This is a genomic window from Paenibacillus alba (assembly GCF_013204855.1).
GTDB classification, from domain to species: Bacteria; Bacillota; Bacilli; order Paenibacillales; family NBRC-103111; genus Paenibacillus_E; species Paenibacillus_E alba.
The window spans coordinates 166,228-184,640 of record NZ_JABMKZ010000009.1; the positions used below are offsets into that span (position 1 = coordinate 166,228).

The window sequence follows — 18,413 nt, forward strand, 5'->3', positions numbered from 1 at the left end:
CGAGATGACAACTTATTTTAATGAAATGGAAAGTATTCACTCCCGTCTGGGAGAGGACGATAGCCGCACATTGAAAGTGCTTGCCGATCGCTATATAGGAGCGAATTCTCCGATTCCTTTTGCTTTTCGCGCTTTCTATCGTTCCGGCATTTTGCAAAATGCGCAAGGATTGTACGATCTGAACCTTGGCAGCAGATGGCCTGAAGCTAAGCCGGGCCAGTATGCCTACGCTTATGGGCTGGTTTGGAGTGACGGGGAACGGAACCTGGATGTGCTGCTGCAATGTTTGGGTCCGATTCAGTTATATTTTAATGACGAGCTGGCGTATCGCTCGAATGTCATTGATGAAATCAAGCCGGATGCGTGCATGAAATTGAATCTCAATTTCGTCAAGGGCTGGAATCGTCTCTTCATCAAAGCTAAGCATACCGCTGCCGGTTTCGGCTGTCTGTTTGGGTCTGACGAAGCCAAGGTGCGGATTCTCCATGTATTGACCCCATTCGCTGAACGACAAGGGCAAGCCGGTTGGATATATTCCGCTCCGGTGGACCGGGATGTGTTCGAGAACACTTCGCTGCCCGATGCGTTGGGATCTGAGCAGGAGGGTGAGCTGCGCTGGCTCCCGAGGTGCGATTGGAGCGAGAGCGAGCTTGCGATGCCGGTTGGCGAGCGCTTATTTGGCGTGCAGCCTGGCAAGCAGTTCTACGGCTGGACGAAGCTGGACCAAGCCAGCTATAGGAGCGAGCTTTGTTCCTTGGAAGGCAGCTCGACGGGGCCGCTGACCGTTTGGGTGGATGGGACGCGAGTCGTGGAGTTAATCGATGAGGGCAGCTTTCGAGTAGACGTGCAGCTGTCCTCGGGGCTGCACGATCTTGTTATCCGCAGCAGAAGCGGGGATGCTTCGTGGGGCTGCACCTTGCGTGCAAGTGCTTCAGGTGGTGCTGGTGAAAGATTTCCTTTGCTCCCTCCTCGAAAGGTTCATGGTTCGAGTGAACCGTGGTTGTATGTGGGGCCACTAGATGATGATGTGGAGTTAAACGTTGCGGAATTGATTCGGACGGATCAATTGTATGCGACAGATGTATACGCCCACGCCAAAACGTATTGGCGGCTGGATCGACCCGATGCTTGGCTGCGTCCATACTATGAGAATGCGATGCTGAGCAATAAATGGACGGTTGGCAACGTTACGAATTACGCGCGTTGGGATTATCCGCTGGGGGTAACGATCTACGGACTGCTGCAAGCGGGCCGCTTGCTGGAGCGGCAGGATATGATTGCGTATGCGCTGGATCATGTCCGAAGCTGCACCGAGATGTTCGAGTACTCCCTGTGGGACCGGGAGCAGTACGGTTTCCCGGCAGTGAATCAGCAATTGGTGATGATGAAAATGCTGGACAACTGCGGGTCTTTTGGCTCCGCGATGCTGGAAGCCTTCAAAGAAGAGCAGGATGCTGGCTTCTTGCCCATAGCGGAGCGTATCGCGGATTTCATTCTGCATCGGCTGGAACGGAAGGAAGATGGCGCCTTTTACCGGATATGCAAGGACGAATATTCCGAGAATACGATGTGGGCGGATGATTTGTACATGAGCACGCCGTTTCTGTGCCGCTATGCCGGGATCACGGGCAGCAGCGAGGCGCTGGATGAGGCAGCCAAGCAGTTTCTCTTATTCCGCAAGTATTTGTACATGCCAGATCAACAGATTATGTCTCATGTGTTTGATTTTAAATACCAAGTGCCGACGGGAATTCCTTGGGGACGAGGAAATGGCTGGACGCTTTTCTCCCTGACGGAAGTGTTGGAGGTGCTGCCATCCGAGCATCCGAATCGGCCTGCGCTTGTTGAGTTTTTCAACGAGTTATGTGGAGGATACATGGAGCTGCAAGCAGACAGCGGGCTTTGGCATCAAGTGCTGAATGATCCTGAGGCGTATGAAGAAGCCTCCTGCACGGCGATGTTTACGTATAGCTTTGCGCGTGGTGTGCGCTTTGGTTGGCTCCAAGAGCCTCAGCGCTTTGTCGGCGCAGCTTTGAAAGCATGGCGAGCGTTGACTCGACTGGCTATAGACGGCCAAGGTAATGTTCACGGTGTGTGCAGCGGATCGCGTTATGCCTTTACAGCCGATTATTATAAAAAAGATCTGCTCACCGTCACCAATGACAATCATGGCGTCGGAATCATGATGCTTGCAGGTACGGAAGTTGTGAAGCTGAAGATTTGGTTGAGAAAGCAGGAGATAGAGCGAAGTGGAGTGTTTGAGTAATAGCTGGCAAATTAGCTTGCCAAATGCTGGTCCGAAGTATCCAGCTTCGTGTTTCAAAAAGCGGCGGATAAGAGCAAGGGCGGCTGCCCGCACAGAGGCTGTATTTTAAATGTATGCACGTTGTGTTGACATTGTGTTTACTGAAATAGTACACTAAGCTTATCCTTTTATTGGAGGTATGAGCGAAATGGATACGAACTTGCACATTCGTTTATCAACAGAATTGAAAGAGAGTTTTCAAGCTGCCGCCAAAGAAAACAATAAAGATACATCGTCCCTTGTACGCGATTGGATTTCGAACTATGTGACTGAGCATCAGAAGACGGATGAAGCGGTAGCTGCTGCTCTCTATCTGGCTGGGTATGAGCTGCAGCAATCACTTGGGGGAAGAGGGCAAGTCAGCAAAGACTTTGCGAAGCAATTGCAGGAATACTCCTTAACGAACCAGAAGGAGTTTACGCAGCTCATTTTATCCATTTATCTGGAGAATGATCTGACCATACCTTCGATTGTAACCAAAACGTATGGCGGCTTTGCTTTTTCACAAATGTTTTTGCTGGGACTGATCGGGGATAAACCAGGAAAGAGTACTGAATAGGCAGTTGAAATAGTTTGAAAATGGAGCTACCTACTCTGCTTTGGAGTGAGGGTAGCTTTTTTAGTCCGATCTACCCACCCACAGAAAGCTGTTTTATCATACTGTTCCAAAAAATCTTAGATTTTGTCCGTTCGCCGCATTGGATATACTTAGTGACAGAACCGGTTCAGTTCATGCGACGACATTTTATAGATAGCGGGAGGGTCATTTTGTGAAAAAAATATCGACGATGCTTGTATCCGTAGGGTTGGCTGCTTCTATGGCGCTTACGGGTTGCTCCAGTCAAAATGCAAGCGATACCAAAGCTTCCCAGACGCCAAATGCTGAAGCTTCGACGAAGCCGGCGGCAGGCAAGCCAGATAAAGTGAAGGTCAGAATGGCCTATTGGAATAAAGAAGACAGCGTGAAGTCACTGCTGGATTTGATTAAGCAAAAGCTTCCCAATATTGAGCTCGAATATCAATTTATCGATAATAAACAGTTCGACAACATCGTGGCTACGCAATTGGCAGCGCAGTCCGGCCCGGATATTATTTCTGTGAGCCCTCCGGCAAGTGCCAAGTATGCGAAGCTGGGCTATTTGGCAGATTTGTCTTCACTGTCCGACCGCTATAATGATGCAGGCAAAAATGTGTACTCGCAAGACGGCAAACTATACGCTCTTCCCGGGATTAGCTGGTTTGAGGGGATTTTCTATAACAAAGAGATTTTTGATAAGCTTGGCCTAAAGCCGCCGACCACGTTTGAAGAAGAGCTTCAGCTCCATGAAGCCTTGAAGAAAAATGGCATCAAGCCGCAAGCAATGGGCGCGAAATCATGGGAACCCATGATGAAATCGTCGATGGGACTCGTCATGAATGACTTCCTGTCCAAACCGGAAAACAAAACGTTCGACGTCCAGTTTGGTCAAGGCCAGAAAACCTTGGAAGGCAATTGGAACGGCGCCGTTGACAAATGGTCGGAATTGATTAAACGAGGCTACATTACGCAGGATATGCTGGGTGTGGATTACGATCAGGCGTTGGACGAATTCGCAACAGGCAAAGCGGCCATGTGGGAGTCAGGTCCGTGGGCGATGGAAGCTATTAAGAAGAAAAATCCGAATATCAAAGTGGATATGTTCCCTTTCTACGGCTCTGCAGCAGGACCAGGTTGGCTAATTGGCGGGCCGGGCGTTGGTTTCGCGGCGAACAGCAAGTCCAAGAACTTGGATGCAGTGAAGCAAGTGTTCGATCTGATTTCGACACCTGAGGGGCAGAAGGCTTTCTGGAACGACAACAAGGGCGGAAGCAGCTACTTGAAAGGCGTAGAATTTGAGATGCCGGCTGAATATGAAAGTGTCAAAGCTACTTTTAAAGCGGGTAACGTCTATGCGCCGTGGAACAATTGGGGAGACAATGCTCAATCGATGATTGAGGATTACGGCAAGCACTTGCAAGAGCTGCTGGGTGGCAAAAGCGATGTTAGTCAGGTTTTAAAAGGGACCGATAAGAAAATGGCCGAGGTCATCAAAAAGTAAAGCGAATATAGAATCAAATTTGCGGCGGCGCTTTGCAGGATGAAGCAGCCGCCGTAAGTTTTCTGGAAAGGTTGAATGCTGTGCGAATGAAGCTGCTGCGAAGAGAGCTGGACTATGGCTTATTGATTGTGCCTGCGCTTTTGTTTTATGTATTGTTTTCCGTGTATCCGTTCCTATCTATGTTTTATTACAGTGTGACCGATTACTCCGTTTCGAAAATGACGAATTTGAGCTTCGTTGGCTTCAAAAACTACCTGAGTATTTTTCATAATGATTTGCTGATAGCGGGTTTCCAAAATTCGATTATATACGCGGTATTAATGACTGTTTTTCAGACGGCTTTTGGCCTTGTGCTAGCCGTATTTCTCGACCGCAAGCTGCTGACACGGAATGTGCTGCGTTCTGTTTTCTTTTTACCCGCTGTATTCAGCCCGCTGATTATTGGATTCCTTTGGAATTATCTGATGTCTACGTCGGATTTCGGCTTAATCAATCAGGGGCTGCAAGGGCTCGGTTTGGCGAAAATCAACTTCCTCGGTGATGCCGATTTAGCGCTGTATTCGGTCGTATTCACACAGTTGTGGCAGTGGACCGGCTGGGCGATGGTTATTTTTCTGGCTAACCTGCAAAGTATTCCGAAGGATTTGTACGAAGCCGCCGACATCGACGGGGCCTCCAAGTGGAATCAGTTCTGGAAAGTGACGCTGCCTTTGATGCAGCCATCGGTTAATGTCGTGGCCGTTACGGCGATGATTGGCGGTTTAAAAGTATTCGATATTATCCTTGCGCTTACGGACGGTGGTCCAGGCAATGCGACGCAGACGATTATGACAGCGTATATTAAAACTTCTTTTAATGAAGGCTTCTACAGCAAGGGAGCAGCATCCGGTGTTGTGTTCTTCTTTGTGGTCATGGTCATTACGGTCGTTATGATGCGTGTTCTGGGGAAATGGGGGGAGCGAATCAAATGAAGATGAGACTTTCCACCCAAGCGAAGGTGATGAATGGCTCTCTAGAGATTCTCATGATCGCGATTGCTGCGTTATTTTTTATCCCGGTTTATTATCTCATCGTCACGACGTTCAAATCGCCGAGTGAAGCAACGATAAACCCACTTTCATGGCCAAGTCATTTTAATTTGGATAACTACATGGTGGCTTGGCAGGCGATGAAATTCCCACGAGTCTTTCTGAATACGCTGATCGTAACGGGGGCTTCGGTTAGTGGGATCATCGTTTTCTCATCCATGGCGGCCTATGGTTTAGCCAGACGTACGCATGCGCTCAACACGTTCATTTTTTACTTATTTTTAGCAGGGATGATGGTTCCGTTTCAAATGGGATTGATCAGTTTGTATAAGCTGATTAACGGTTTAGGGCTGATGGATCATCTGCTTGCCGTAATTGTCGTGAACATTGGAAATGGTTGTGTCATCGCGATCTTTCTGTTTCACAGCTTTATCAGCACGTCTGTGCCGCTGGAACTGGAGGAAGCTGCTTTCATGGATGGCTGCTCGGTGCAGGGGACGTTCTGGCGAATTGCTTTTCCGCTGCTTAAGCCTGTGATCGCGACAGTCGCGATTGTGACCACCTTGAATGTCTGGAATGACTTCATGAATCCGCTATTGTTTCTGCAGTCGCGGGAAAACAACGTCATCTTGTTGGAAGTATTTCGCAACATCGGACAGTTCTCGGTGGATTGGACCAGCCTGTTTCCCATGCTGCTGCTTGGTGTGGCGCCGCTGCTGCTGTTCTATCTACTGATGCAAAAATACATGATTAAAGGTGTTGCGGCCGGAGCGCTCAAAGGTTAATGGAAAGAAGGCGAGTCAATGACAGTTTTCAATCGGGAGATTGAGAACTGTTTGCTATTTCACGGCCAGCACTCAGCACCTGTATGTACGCCATCAATTTTGCTTGATAAAATGGGAGACAGGGGGGAGTCACATGTACCGGATGTTAATTGCAGAAGATGATAAAATTGAGCGGGAAGGCATCCAATTCCTTCTAAATAAGTACGCTTTTCCTTTTGAAATTCAGGAGGCTAAGCATGGCAGAGCCGCCCTGGAAATGCTTCAGGAATATGAGGCAGATGTGCTGCTCACGGATATCAAAATGCCCTTCATGGACGGCATTCAATTGGCAAGAGAAGCCAGAGCGCTGAAGCCGCAGCTCAAAATTCTGATCCTCAGCGGACATGGGGAGTTCGACTATGCGAAGACCGCCATCTCCCTGCAAGTGTCGCACTATTTGCTAAAGCCTATTGAACCGGAGGAGTTCCGATCGGTGATTCAGGCTGTCATTCAGCAGCTTGATGAGGAGCAGGCGGCTAAGCGGGAGCAGCAAGAATGGCAGAAGGCATATCGACAAGAGCAGCAGCGTTTGCCGGAGCTAGTGCAGGGAAGTGCTGACAACTCGGATTCGGAGTCACGCAGACGAGCTATTGAAGATGTGCTTCGCATTATTGAGAAGGAATTTGAGCAGGATTTGAGTCTGGAGTATTTGTCTAAGCGCGTGCACTTATCCGCCAGCTATCTCAGCCATACGTTTAAGAAAGCGACAGGTGTCAGTGTCGTTAAATATATTAATCAGTACCGGATGGAGCAAGCCAAAGCCTATTTGGATCAAAGCAACTATAAAATTAACGATGTGTATAAAATGGTGGGATTTTCTGATTTGTCCTATTTTGGCCTCATGTTCAAACAGTATTTTGGCGTGACGCCTACCCAATACAGGGACAAGGTGCGTATACCGTGAAGACGCTTTTAGCTTATTTTCGCAACAGCACCGTTCGGAAGAAATTAATAATGACCTATCTGGTCGTCACTATTGTACCTATTCTGGCGCTTGGGATGTATGCGTATGAGTCGTCCAAAGGATATCTGAAAAAGCAGTTGATGATCGGCATGAACCACACCGTTAGCCAAACCGCGCTCAATGTCGATCAAAAGATGGAAAAGGCCGGGGATTTCATCTCATTCATGGTGTTCAATCCAATTGTCAAAAAGGTAACCGGCTCGGAGCTGCCGGATATTCTCAGCTATACCAAAGAGCTCAACGACAATATCGAGCCGACGATTTGGTACTACATCAACATTAATCGAGAGTTGAAGGATGTGCTCTTTTACTCCGATTATACAGGCAAACAGATTGGCAATTTCATCTATCCCAGCGATGCGGTCCGGCATGCAGCGTGGTACGAAGAAGCGAAGAAAGCAAACAAAACACAGTGGTTCTACGAACAACAGCAGCAATTGCTTTATGCCACGCACAATATCCAGAAAAGTGACAACATCACATTCGCTGGCGTACTCTACGTAAAAATTGATTACGATAAAATGTTCGAAAAGCTCGATCAGGTGTATGATGGCGAATACGGTATTCTCATTACAGACAACAAAGGGCAGGTCGTTTATGCGGGAGAACAGGCCTCCACGTTAAGTGAAAGTGCGATTAAGACCATCGCAGGTCAAGCGGAAGGATCCTTCCGCATGCAGGGCAAGGAGTATTTGATGACGCGAAGCTCGCTGCCCAGCTCGGGCTGGACGTTCACTTATTTTATGCCGACGGCCAGCATGATTGTAGATACGAAGGATATTTTGAAAGCGACTGCTTCCGTTGTGCTGCTGTGCCTTGCCGTGCTGCTGCTCATGATTTGGCTGTTCTCACGAACATTGGTACGGCCGATCCACGCGTTGAAAAAGAAAATCAGCATCGTAGAAAATGGCAATTTCGATGTCCCCATCGTTTCCACTGCGAAGGATGAGATTGGTGAATTGACGCAGAGTTTTGCAGGCATGGTCAAGAAAGTGCAGGATTCGATTCAAGAAGCGGTTGAAGCCCGGATGCTGGAAAAAGAAGCGGAATTAAAGGCGCTGCAAGCCCAAATCTCCCCACATTTCCTGTATAACACGCTGTCCATCATTAACTGGAAAGCGATCCAGATTGATGCGATGGATATTAGCAAGGTCGCGAATTCACTGTCCAAATTTTACCGAACGAGTTTGAATAAAGGTCAGCAGCTTACCCACATTCGTGATGAAATCAATAACATCCGCGCCTATTTGGACATCCAGTTGATGATGCATGACCATGAATTTGATGTGGTTTATGATATTGAGGACGCTGTTTATGACTTCGATACGGTCAATTTCATTTTGCAGCCAATCGTGGAGAACGCGATCATTCATGGGCTCGATGAGAAGGAAGACGGCAGAGGGCTGCTTCGTATTCAAGTATCAGAGGAAGCAGAGCGGATTCACTTCGTCGTTCAGGATAACGGCAAGGGAATGGAGGCTGCCGTTCAGGCGAGTTTACTTGAAGCAGATAATGGCGGCTATGGGCTGCGCAATGTGCAGGAGCGAATCCACCTATATTTTGGCGGGAGCTATGGAGTTCACATCCTAAGCGAAGCGGGAGTCGGGACGCAGGTTCATGTTGTCATCCCTAAGGTGAAATAGAGGTGTAGTCACGTGAACAGCAAGGTTGGGAGCGCCCAGCCTTGCCCAAAGTAAACCGATTTGTGGTATCTATCCAAAAAATCTCAGATAGGCTGGCACTAGTATGTGCTTTTATAATTATTCGTGAAAGCGATTTCTTTCGAAAAAACCAAAGGAGGGGCTATATGCTACTGACGTCAACGTGTTAGGCAACAAAATGGATAAAGAAAGGATGAAGATTCATGATGCTGCAGTTTAAGAAAGTGCTTCGACTTTCCCTTGTGCTCTCATTTTTGCTTGCGATGCTTGCCCCTCAGGCTTTTGCCGCCGACTTTCCGGCCAATCCCACAACCAAAACGGGGTATTCGCTGGATTTCCAAGAGGAATTCAATAGTCCTACACTGGACACGAACAAATGGCTGCCCTATTACCTTCCTCATTGGACAAGTGACAAGTCGAAGGCAGCGGCCCGCTATACGATTGAGAATGGAAGCTTAGTGGAGCGCATTGATGCGGACACACCGGCATGGAATCCTGGCTATGACAGCACCGTGAAGATTTCAAGCATTCAAACGTATGAAAAAGACTGGTGGCACCGTTTCAATTCATCCATGCCCAATGATCATCACGAACCAACCTTCAACGGGTACAGCACGAAATATGGCTACTTTGAGATTCGCGCTAAGTTTTCCAATGTGGGTGGCGGCGGCCATCAAGCGTGGTGGATGGTAGGTACTCAGGATGATCAGGATGCGAACGGCAATACCGCGAAGAATGATGAAATCGACATTATTGAATCCTTTTTCAGCAAGCCTCAAACTTGGCGAATTGCTACTTACGGATGGGGCGATCCCAACTTCTCTACCAATTGGATTTTGAACGAAGACCCAGTGCCGTCAGGCAGCCCAACCACGGAGTATCATGTGTATGCGATGGAATGGACACCGACTTCTTTGAAATTTTATTATGACAATCAGTTGTACAAGACGATTAATCAAGCGCCGCAGAACCCGATGGGGATGATTCTAGGCATCTATACGGACGCAGGTTCTGGCGTTCACAATGCTACTTTTCCCAAACAGTGGAATGTCGATTATGTAAGAGTATGGAAAAAGGACGGAGGCTACCCAGAGCCCTACTATCGGTTCAAGAACCACCAAACCGGCGAATATATGCATATCGAGCAGCAAGCAGGCAAAGTGCAATATGGCACAGTCCCGGCAACCTACTGGAGCTCACAGTGGACCAAAGAGATGACGGCAGACGGCTATATTCGTTTCAAAAACCGCTGGACCGGAAATTACATGATTGCAGGAGCATCAGGGAATGTGGAATACAGCAACGCAGCGACGACAGATGCCTCAAGCAACTGGTCAGAGGAAGTTGTCTCCGGTTACAAGCGTTACAAGAATCGGGCAAATGGCCAGTATATGCACACCGAAGGACTAACGGGATATGTACAAACAGGCAGCGTGCCTGCAACCTATTGGACTAGCCAATGGGCAGAAGAGGTTGCGCCTAACTGAGGAGGATAAGGGGAGCGACTGCCTCAATAGGCGTTGAAAATAGCCGAAAACCTGCGAAAGTGCAGGCTTTCCTTGGTGAAATCGTTTGAAAAGATGAAATACCTGCGATTGTGCAGGAATTTCAAGAGATTTTCTCCCGATATTTAAAATGAGGTCATAATACCTGCACTTTTGCAGGAATACAGGAGATTAAGCGCATTTTAAGATAAAAAGATGCATAATCGCAGGTTTATTGCCAACTCGCACAACACTCTTAACACAGAAAAAAACAGCCCTCATGTAGATTTACTACGTGAGGGCTGCTTCCTATTGTCAATTACTTTTGAACACCATAGATTTTGTAAAGCTCATCTACCATTAAATTAGCTGCGCGTACGCCGCCTGCAGTATTGAAGATCGCATCGCTAACTTGAATAGCTTTGCCTTTCTTCACAACGCTGAGGTTCTGCCATAGCGGATCTTTCATGAAGTCTTCCGCTTGTTTGTTGCCTTTGCCATCTCCGATTTCATACGTGAAGTAAAGCATCATATCAGCATCGACTTCAGGGATGCGCTCTTTGGTGATTTCTTCTACGAAAGTATCTTTATAGTTGGTTGCCGGGCGTGCAATTCCGATTTGTTTGAAAATGATGCCAGTGAAAGTATCAGCTAGGTAGATACGTGTTCTGCCGCCCATGAAACGGACAACGGACACTTTCTCTTGAAGCTTAGGACCTGCTTTTTGTTTGAAATCTTCAATCTTCTTGTCGAAATCAGCAATGATTTTGACGCCTTCTGTTTTCTTATTCAAAGCATCCGCATACAGAGAGAAGTTCGCTTTCCATTCGCCACGCAGGGTTTCAGAGAAAACGGTTGGCGCGATAGCTTTCAACTGGTCATAAATTTTTTCCTGACGCAGCTTGTTACCGATAATAAGGTCTGGTTTAAGTCCGGCGATGAGCTCCACGTTCGGTTGTGACTCTTCACCGAGCACCGTTACGCCTTCCATATCGGCTTTAATATGATCATACCATGGGTTTCCTGTGAAGGACTTTACTGCGCCGACAGGCTTAATGCCAAGAGCAAGCAAAGCTTCTGTTCCTTCATTGGTCAGGATGACCACGCGTTTTGGAGTTCCTTTGATTTGCGTTTCGCCCATTGCGTGTTTAATGGTGCGTGTTTCCTCGACGGCTGGCGATGCCGATTTGGCAACTTTGTTGTCTTCGACAGCTTTCTGACCACAGCCAACAAGAAGTAGAGAAACCGCAAGTGCTGCCGTAATTAATTTCGCGAAACGGGTTTTCTTTTTGCTCGTAAACATGATGTCTAATATCCCCCTAAAACATTTATGTTGATAATGATTATCATTCACGTGAATAAATATAATACTTTTATTGACGAGGTGTCAAGTTTTATTGAAAATGATATTCATAATCATTGACATCATTCAGGAGGTCTCCTACAATAATAAAATCAACTTGTCAAAGTAACTATACATAGTGGGCGGAGTAGATTTAGATGACAACTGGCATTTTTACCAAACAGTTCAAATGGATAGGCTTAGTGGTCTTTTTCATACTGGTTTTAATCGCAATGGCTTGCAGTGTTATTTTTGGCGTTACCAAAATTCCACTCAGGAGTGTCTTGGAAGCTTACACATCTTTTAATGGATCGAACGAGCATCTTATTATAAAAAGTGCCCGCGTACCTCGCGCCCTGATCGCTGCAACCGTAGGTTCAGCACTTGCTGTGGCAGGGGCTTATATGCAGGCTGTGACGCGGAATCCGCTGGCTTCTCCAAGTATATTTGGGGTAAATGCCGGGGCCGCTTTTTTCATCGTTTGTACCATTTCTTGGTTCGGGGATGTCTCCCTCATCGGATTGACGTGGATCGCTTTCCTTGGAGCTGCCGTTAGTGCAGGTGCGGTTTATGGCATCGGCTCTCTGGGAAGAGATGGGATGACGCCAATCAAAATTACACTGGCCGGCTCAGCAATGACCGCCTTCTTCTCCTCCTTGACGCAGGGCATTCAATTAACGAATGGCAAAGTTTTTGAACAGACGTTATTCTGGTTAGTTGGATCTGTAGCTGGACGAGAGCTCAGCATGCTGAATGCCGTATATCCTTATATGATCGGTGCTCTGCTTCTTGCTGTTATCATGTCTCGGCATATCAACGTACTGAGCATGGGAGAAGATGTAGCCACCGGTCTTGGGCAAAATACGGCGTATATTAAGTGTGTCGCGGCTGTCATCATTATCATTCTTGCAGGAGGCTCCGTGGCCGTGGCCGGGCCAATCGCTTTCATCGGAATCATTATTCCACATATTTCACGATATCTGGTTGGTACGGATTATCGCTGGATTGTCCCCTATAGCGCGGTTCTGGGCGCATTGCTCCTGCTTCTTGCGGATATCGGCGCCCGCTTTATTGCTATGCCGAAGGAAGTGCCTGTTGGGGTCATGACGGCAATTATCGGTGTGCCTTTCTTCGTTTATATCGCGCGAAAAGGAGGCGAAACCAAATGAGCAAGTTTTTCTCGGTCAGAAACAGAAGCTTCTCTTACTTAATCAGCCGGAAAGTCGTTTGGGTGACGCTCCTGCTTACTGTGCTCCTGCTTGTCGTCGCCGTGATCAGTCTCAGCAGCGGGAGTCTCAAAATTCCACCACTGGACGTACTGAAAGTGCTGCTCCATATTGGCAATGACAGCTCTCATACGGTCGTTATTAATAAATTGCGGCTGCCGCGCATCGTCGTTGCGATTCTCGTCGGTTCGTCGCTTGCCGTTTCGGGAGCGATTCTGCAAGGGATGATCCGCAATCCGCTGGCTTCTCCGGATATCGTGGGCATCACTGGCGGCGCGACACTCGGCGCCGTATCTTTCTTTTACTTCTTCGCAGGGACAGTGAGCATTCATCTCCTGCCGATCGGCGCGATTCTGGGGGCTTTTGTCTCGACGCTGCTGATCTATGCGATGGCTTGGAAAAGAGGCGTAGCGCCGCTTCGTCTCGTCTTAATCGGCATCGGGATGACCGCCGCGTTCACCGCATTGACCTATATGCTGCTCATTTCGGCGCCGTACATTCTCGCGCAGAAGTCCTTGACGTTCATGTCAGGCAGCATCTACGGCACATCCTGGGCCAAAGATGTTGTTCCGCTGCTTCCTTGGACGCTGATTTTAATGCCGCTTGCCTTTCTGTACACACGGCATGTGAATGTTCAAGAGCTTGGCGATGATATGGCGGCCGGAGTTGGCAGCCGTGTACAAAAGCATCGCCTCATCCTGCTTCTTATCTCCGTTGCGCTAGCTGGCGCGGCGGTTTCGATTGGGGGAGCGATCACCTTCATCGGATTGATGGCTCCGCATATTGCCCGCAAGCTGGTAGGCCCTGCTTTCGGCGGAGTGCTGCCTGTCTCGGCGCTGTTAGGCTCCTTAATTCTACTTCTTGCCGATTGGATTGGTCGTACGGCCTTTACACCATTGGATATTCCGGCAGGCGTGTTTACGGCTGCAGTCGGTGCCCCCTTCTTTGTGTACTTGCTTTATCGCCATCGCCATCACCATCACTAAATTGAACATAAAGGGGAGAGGGTACCATGATTGCCATGGAAGCCAAAGATCTTCGTCTTACCTATGGAGATACCTTAATATTTAATGATCTGAATCTGACGATCCCAAAAGGAAAAGTGACCGTTTTCGTGGGCAGCAACGGCTGCGGCAAGTCCACCTTGCTGCGCTCTTTGGCTCGTCTATTGAAGCCCAAAGAGGGTTCCATCCTGCTGGATAGCCACGAAATCGCCAAGCTCTCCACGAAGGAGATCGCGAAGCGTTTAGCCATTCTGCCGCAGGGTCCTATAGCTCCCGAAGGCTTAACGGTGCTGCAGCTGGTGAAGCAGGGAAGATACCCGTACCAATCCTGGCTCCAGCAGTGGTCGCAGGAGGATGAGCGCATGGTGCGCATGGCACTGGAGTCCACTGGTATCGCGGATTTGTCGGAGAGAACGGTAGATTCCCTGTCCGGCGGACAACGGCAAAGAGCTTGGATCGCGATGACATTGGCGCAAGGCACAGATACGATCCTGTTGGATGAGCCAACAACGTATCTGGACTTGACCCACCAAGTCGATGTCCTCGATCTACTGTTCGAGCTCAACCAGAACGAGAACCGTACCATCGTCATGGTTTTGCACGACATTAACTTGGCTTGCCGTTATGCGCATCATATGGTCGCCATTAAAGAGCAGAAAGTATGGGCTTCAGGTCACCCTGAAGACATCGTGAATGAAGCGATGATCTCATCGGTGTTCAATATGGAGAGTGTGGTCGCCAAAGATCCGCTGTTCGGGACGCCGATGGTGATTCCGCACGGCAAAGGCCGGATGCTGAAAGTGAAATGAGAAGAAGGATGAAGGAGCGCGGCGCTCTTTCATCCTTCTTTTTTGTATGAAGCGGCGCTCATCACCAACGAAGCGGAACTAGGGTCCGCTATTTCGCTCGAAATGCCCCTGATGTAATCCAAACGGAACTAGGCTCCGCTATATCGTCGTTTTCCCACGTTTTCAAGCTTTTTTGGGGGAAATAGCGTACTCCAGTTCCCATTCATGCCTATTTAGCCGTTATTTCCGCTGAATAGCGTACTGTAGTTCCCTCCCTCCCATTCCTAGAGGAGGGCAGTTTGTCTGGGAGAGCCCACCCTCCAGATTGCCTTGGTCCTTACAATCCAGCCAAAAAAGGAATGGCCATGTCCGCAATTCGCCGATGCCCAGCCTCGTTCGGGTGCAGGCCATCCGAGGTAAAGTAGGGCAAAGTCAGCTTATTCAGCCCGCTTTGGGCATAGAGATTAAGAACAGGCAGCGCATAGAGCTGGCCAAGCTGGAGAGCAGCTTCGACATAGTCGAGCAAACGATGGCCTGCTGCGTTGACGGTGAAGATGTCATAGCCATCTTTATCCCGCTGCAGCGGCGTCCATAGACTAAGGCGACAGCGTGGATTAGTCGTCAGGATGTGCTCGATGAGCGAAGTATAAGCGCCATAATACGTATAGATGTCGGCTGTCCCGACTTGCCCGATGGGTTTATCCAAGCGAAAGTCATTTACGCCCGCGAAGATGGTAATGCAGTCGAGAGAGGCATCTATCGTTTTTCCAACATGTGTTGTTGCTCCGTAATCACGCTCTCCGCCCGCTGTCATCGGACAGCCGCTTTTGCCATAATTCAGGACACGCGCAAAACCTAGAGCCTCTTGAACGAGCGGCTGATAACCTCCTGCTTCTGTGATGCTGTCACCGAGGGTTCCCCACGCTGCGCCTTCCCATTTCTTTGGCATGCTGGCACGTCCTCCTTTAGTTGCACTCTTCCTCAAAGGTAATGGCTCCTGCAGCAGCAACGGTCTGATCGGCCTCCTCATGGCCTGGCCGTTCGCCAAGGTAGGCGCCTTGCTCAACCAGCTTCCGCTGCAGCTCAGGGATGGACACCTCGCGGAAGCCAACGCTGCGATCGCTGGCCATTGCGGCGGCGACACCTGCTGCCTCGCCCATGGCGAAGCAGTTCGGCATTACGCGAAGCGAGCCTTGTACAGGGCGATCGGAGGATACCGAGCGTCCGGCAACGATGAGGTTTGATTTGCCTTGCGGAAGCATGCAGCGATAAGGAACGCCATGGGATTTGCCTTTTGGCAGATGCTTGATGGTCATCGTGGCCCCGGCATTAGCCAAATGGATATCAATAAAGTAGGAATTGCGTGCAATGTCATCCTCAAAGGTACGCATGGACAAGAAGTCCTCTACGACGAGCGTGTAATCCCCTTGGATGCGCCGAGTTTCGCGAATCCCGATCTGGTCGCCGGAATGAACAAGGAAAATGTGTTCAAAGCCAGGGACGTACTTGCGCAAGAACCGCATTTGCGTGTCAATTAGCTGTCGTCCCTCGATCGCCGCACGTGTTAAGTCCTCGGCTTTCGTCCCATCAATATCGAAGATATGTCCGAAGTTGAAGCCAACGGTGGAATCCGTAATCCAGGACATACCTGAGATCCGCTTGCGTCCCTCCGGCAGGTCGCCGTTCAGCTGCGCCTCAGTCACGAGCGCTTCCAGCTGTGGATGCTGTCCCGTCTCCAGAATGAACTGCTCGAATCGCCCTTTGTCAGCACCTGTCACCACGTAACACATCGTACCTGGCTGCAGCTCGCCATTCTCCCCGCCGACTTGAAAAGGCACGCCAGCCAGCGCGGCAAGATCCGCATCGCCCGATGCGTCAATATACAGCTTGGCTTGCACGACGGAGCGTCCGGATTTATTGCTGATCACAAGCCCGCTGATCTGCTCCCCGTCTAGCAGCACCTGATCAGCGACGGTATGGAACAGGATTGTGGCTCCGCTGTTCAATACTTCCTTATCGTATACGCGCTTCAGCGTTTCCACATCGATGGGCACCCAGTCCAACTGTTCTTTATAGCGGTTAAGGAAATCGTCGCCCGCTGCCAGCTTCATCTTCTCCAGCAAATCGAGACCAATTCCGCGAATGACCGGCTTCTCGCCATCGGTATACGGGCAGAAGGCAGGAACGAGCGCTGCCGTTCCCATGCCGCCCAGATAACCGCGCTGCTCGATCAAGAGCGTGCTTGCCCCGTTGCGGGCTGCGGCGATTGCCGCTGCAATACCTGTGGCACCGCCACCAACAACGACAACGTCTGGGGTGTGGCTGATCGGAAGCTTTTGAGCAGGGATGGTCATCGACTCGACGTTCGTATTGGTAGTTGCCAGCGTGTGTGTCATACAGATGTTCCTCCTAAGTGGGAGACTTCAGCCAACTAGGCTGCGTCTGCCTTCACGGTAGTTTTATGATGGCTATGCTTCTCATTATAGTGTTCAGCTTCGGAGGAACTAGTTTAACTTTTGTTTAATTTAAAAATGGTCCTGTGATATGATTACGGGGAAATACGCACATTATGTTGGACACAATGGAGGTTACTTTTCATGCCAACCCGCAAAGCTGTTACCTTAAAAACGATTGCCAAAGAGCTTGGGCTGACGGTCCAAACCGTATCCAAAGCTCTGAAAGGGAAACACGGCATGTCCGAATCGACCAGGCAGCTTATTGTCCATACAGCGGAAAAGCTCGGTTACTATACGATGGATCAAATTCGCAGCCTTAGACTGGATCATATTGCGCCTTATCCGAACGAAAGGCTGCGTTTTCTTTTGGTGCAAACAGCTGAGTCCGTTGCATATAATCGACTGCTGCTGCAAGGTTTGCAGAATCGGTTTTTCTCTTTCGGTCATCGCATCGAGCTGCTGATGCTGCCTCAGAACATAAGGGAGGAGAGGATGGCCGAGTGGCTGGAGGAGCATGGCGTCATCTACGCGGACGGCATCTTTATTGCGCCCAGCATAGTACCTAAGGCGTGGGAGGCAGCCCTTTTTAAGCTTCAAATACCGCGGATCTTGCTCAGCTTCCCTCCTCCAGGTGTGAAAATAGATAGTGTGATTTGGGATGTGTATGAGGCTACCTTTCAGTCGGTAGCTTACTTGCGAGGCCTAGGGCATGAGCGAATCCTGTATGTAGGGGATATTCAAGTGCAGCGGGGGTTTATTTTGCGCTGGCAAGCTTTCTGCCATGCGATGAATTCGGAAGGGATCGCAATCGATCCTACTGAGCATTCCATCGGTCTACGAACTGATCTGGCACAGTGGCGTATTGGGCTAAAGGCTCAAATGGAGCGGTATAGGCCAAGTGCGATTATTTGCGGAATCGACCATGAGGTACAGACGGTCTACGAGCTTTGTCAGGAGCTGGAGTGGCTCGTTCCCGAGGATATTTCTTTGGTCGGATTTCTGAATGAACAGTCCGATTCGCTTCCGCTGCTCACAAGACCTCATCTGCCCATTAGCGAGACGGGGTATAGGGCTGCGGATCGCATGCTGTGGCGAATTGCCAATCCAACGCTGCCATTTGAACATATTCGCATTCAAGGCGATTTTGATGAAGGGAGTACGACTTCCGTCGCTTCCACGAACAGGGCATCCTCTATCACAAGATAAGACCAGAAATCATAAGATCCTCCTATATGCCTCGGCTTTATCCAAGC

The 18,413-nt window shown here is 49.3% G+C and carries 15 protein-coding genes; 12 read left to right on the top strand and 3 right to left on the bottom strand.

Annotated features, from left to right (window positions below; genetic code table 11):
* Positions 1-4: 4 nt before the first annotated feature.
* The 8 genes from HQN90_RS14630 (at position 5) to HQN90_RS14665 (ending at position 10,347) form a co-directional block, all read left to right on the top strand.
* Complete coding sequence (locus HQN90_RS14630) at positions 5-2,266, top strand: glycoside hydrolase family 88/105 protein (RefSeq protein ID WP_173219731.1); 2,262 nt, start codon at positions 5-7, stop codon at positions 2,264-2,266.
* Positions 2,267-2,453: 187 nt separating this feature from the next.
* A complete protein-coding gene (locus HQN90_RS14635) occupies positions 2,454-2,864 on the top strand; it encodes a hypothetical protein (protein WP_173219734.1) in 411 nt (136 codons plus the stop codon).
* Positions 2,865-3,075: 211 nt separating this feature from the next.
* The gene (locus HQN90_RS14640; RefSeq protein WP_173219737.1) at positions 3,076-4,383 is read left to right on the top strand and encodes an extracellular solute-binding protein; all 1,308 of its coding nucleotides are present in this window, start codon (positions 3,076-3,078) and stop codon (positions 4,381-4,383) included.
* A 32-nt stretch (positions 4,384-4,415) separates the two neighbouring features.
* On the top strand, positions 4,416-5,354 hold the full coding sequence (locus tag HQN90_RS14645; protein WP_246362377.1) for a carbohydrate ABC transporter permease: 939 nt from the start codon (positions 4,416-4,418) through the stop codon (positions 5,352-5,354).
* The gene (locus tag HQN90_RS14650) at positions 5,351-6,196 is read left to right on the top strand and encodes a carbohydrate ABC transporter permease (protein WP_246362379.1); all 846 of its coding nucleotides are present in this window, start codon (positions 5,351-5,353) and stop codon (positions 6,194-6,196) included. Before HQN90_RS14645 ends, HQN90_RS14650 begins: the two co-directional genes overlap by 4 nt.
* Before the next feature lie 133 nt (positions 6,197-6,329).
* On the top strand, positions 6,330-7,139 hold the full coding sequence (locus tag HQN90_RS14655; protein WP_173219740.1) for a response regulator transcription factor: 810 nt from the start codon (positions 6,330-6,332) through the stop codon (positions 7,137-7,139).
* On the top strand, positions 7,136-8,842 hold the full coding sequence (locus HQN90_RS39620) for a histidine kinase (protein ID WP_173219744.1): 1,707 nt from the start codon (positions 7,136-7,138) through the stop codon (positions 8,840-8,842). Before HQN90_RS14655 ends, HQN90_RS39620 begins: the two co-directional genes overlap by 4 nt.
* Before the next feature lie 221 nt (positions 8,843-9,063).
* Positions 9,064-10,347: a family 16 glycosylhydrolase gene (locus HQN90_RS14665; protein WP_216855319.1), complete on the top strand. Its 1,284-nt coding sequence runs from the start codon at positions 9,064-9,066 to the stop codon at positions 10,345-10,347.
* Between the two features lie 316 nt (positions 10,348-10,663).
* Here the strand turns inward: HQN90_RS14665 and HQN90_RS14670 are convergent, their stop codons facing one another.
* A complete protein-coding gene (locus HQN90_RS14670; RefSeq protein WP_173219747.1) occupies positions 10,664-11,647 on the bottom strand; it encodes an ABC transporter substrate-binding protein in 984 nt (327 codons plus the stop codon).
* A gap of 197 nt (positions 11,648-11,844) precedes the next feature.
* Here HQN90_RS14670 and HQN90_RS14675 point away from each other — a divergent pair, with 197 nt between their 5' ends.
* Genes HQN90_RS14675 through HQN90_RS14685 form a run of 3 tightly spaced genes read left to right on the top strand, consistent with a single transcriptional unit; the run spans position 11,845 to position 14,725 of the window.
* Positions 11,845-12,855: a FecCD family ABC transporter permease gene (locus HQN90_RS14675; RefSeq protein WP_173219750.1), complete on the top strand. Its 1,011-nt coding sequence runs from the start codon at positions 11,845-11,847 to the stop codon at positions 12,853-12,855.
* Positions 12,852-13,898, top strand: a complete 1,047-nt coding sequence (locus HQN90_RS14680) for a FecCD family ABC transporter permease (RefSeq protein ID WP_173219753.1) — start codon at positions 12,852-12,854, stop codon at positions 13,896-13,898. Before HQN90_RS14675 ends, HQN90_RS14680 begins: the two co-directional genes overlap by 4 nt.
* A 26-nt stretch (positions 13,899-13,924) precedes the next feature.
* Positions 13,925-14,725, top strand: a complete 801-nt coding sequence (locus HQN90_RS14685; protein ID WP_173219756.1) for an ABC transporter ATP-binding protein — start codon at positions 13,925-13,927, stop codon at positions 14,723-14,725.
* 316 nt (positions 14,726-15,041) lie between these two features.
* Here HQN90_RS14685 and HQN90_RS14690 read toward each other — a convergent pair whose 3' ends face one another.
* Together HQN90_RS14690 and HQN90_RS14695 are read right to left on the bottom strand one after the other, a co-directional pair.
* A complete protein-coding gene (locus tag HQN90_RS14690) occupies positions 15,042-15,653 on the bottom strand; it encodes an SGNH/GDSL hydrolase family protein (RefSeq protein WP_173219758.1) in 612 nt (203 codons plus the stop codon).
* 16 nt (positions 15,654-15,669) lie between these two features.
* Positions 15,670-17,100: an FAD-dependent oxidoreductase gene (locus HQN90_RS14695; RefSeq protein ID WP_216855320.1), complete on the bottom strand. Its 1,431-nt coding sequence runs from the start codon at positions 17,098-17,100 to the stop codon at positions 15,670-15,672.
* Between the two features lie 201 nt (positions 17,101-17,301).
* Here HQN90_RS14695 and HQN90_RS14700 point away from each other — a divergent pair, with 201 nt between their 5' ends.
* Complete coding sequence (locus HQN90_RS14700) at positions 17,302-18,366, top strand: LacI family DNA-binding transcriptional regulator (protein WP_173219762.1); 1,065 nt, start codon at positions 17,302-17,304, stop codon at positions 18,364-18,366.
* Positions 18,367-18,413: the final 47 nt, after the last annotated feature.

Excerpts from the sequence above, each read along its gene's own strand:
- HQN90_RS14630 (WP_173219731.1), top strand. The coding sequence starts at position 5 with ATGACAACTTATTTTAATGAAATGGAAAGTATTCACTCCCGTCTGGGA.
- HQN90_RS14635 (WP_173219734.1), top strand. The coding sequence starts at position 2,454 with ATGGATACGAACTTGCACATTCGTTTATCAACAGAATTGAAAGAGAGT.
- HQN90_RS14650 (WP_246362379.1), top strand. The coding sequence starts at position 5,351 with ATGAAGATGAGACTTTCCACCCAAGCGAAGGTGATGAATGGCTCTCTA.
- HQN90_RS14655 (WP_173219740.1), top strand. The coding sequence starts at position 6,330 with ATGTACCGGATGTTAATTGCAGAAGATGATAAAATTGAGCGGGAAGGC.
- HQN90_RS14665 (WP_216855319.1), top strand. The coding sequence starts at position 9,064 with ATGATGCTGCAGTTTAAGAAAGTGCTTCGACTTTCCCTTGTGCTCTCA.
- HQN90_RS14670 (WP_173219747.1), bottom strand. The coding sequence starts at position 11,647 with ATGTTTACGAGCAAAAAGAAAACCCGTTTCGCGAAATTAATTACGGCA.
- HQN90_RS14675 (WP_173219750.1), top strand. The coding sequence starts at position 11,845 with ATGACAACTGGCATTTTTACCAAACAGTTCAAATGGATAGGCTTAGTG.
- HQN90_RS14680 (WP_173219753.1), top strand. The coding sequence starts at position 12,852 with ATGAGCAAGTTTTTCTCGGTCAGAAACAGAAGCTTCTCTTACTTAATC.
- HQN90_RS14685 (WP_173219756.1), top strand. The coding sequence starts at position 13,925 with ATGATTGCCATGGAAGCCAAAGATCTTCGTCTTACCTATGGAGATACC.
- HQN90_RS14690 (WP_173219758.1), bottom strand. The coding sequence starts at position 15,653 with ATGCCAAAGAAATGGGAAGGCGCAGCGTGGGGAACCCTCGGTGACAGC.
- HQN90_RS14695 (WP_216855320.1), bottom strand. The coding sequence starts at position 17,100 with ATGACACACACGCTGGCAACTACCAATACGAACGTCGAGTCGATGACC.
- HQN90_RS14700 (WP_173219762.1), top strand. The coding sequence starts at position 17,302 with ATGCCAACCCGCAAAGCTGTTACCTTAAAAACGATTGCCAAAGAGCTT.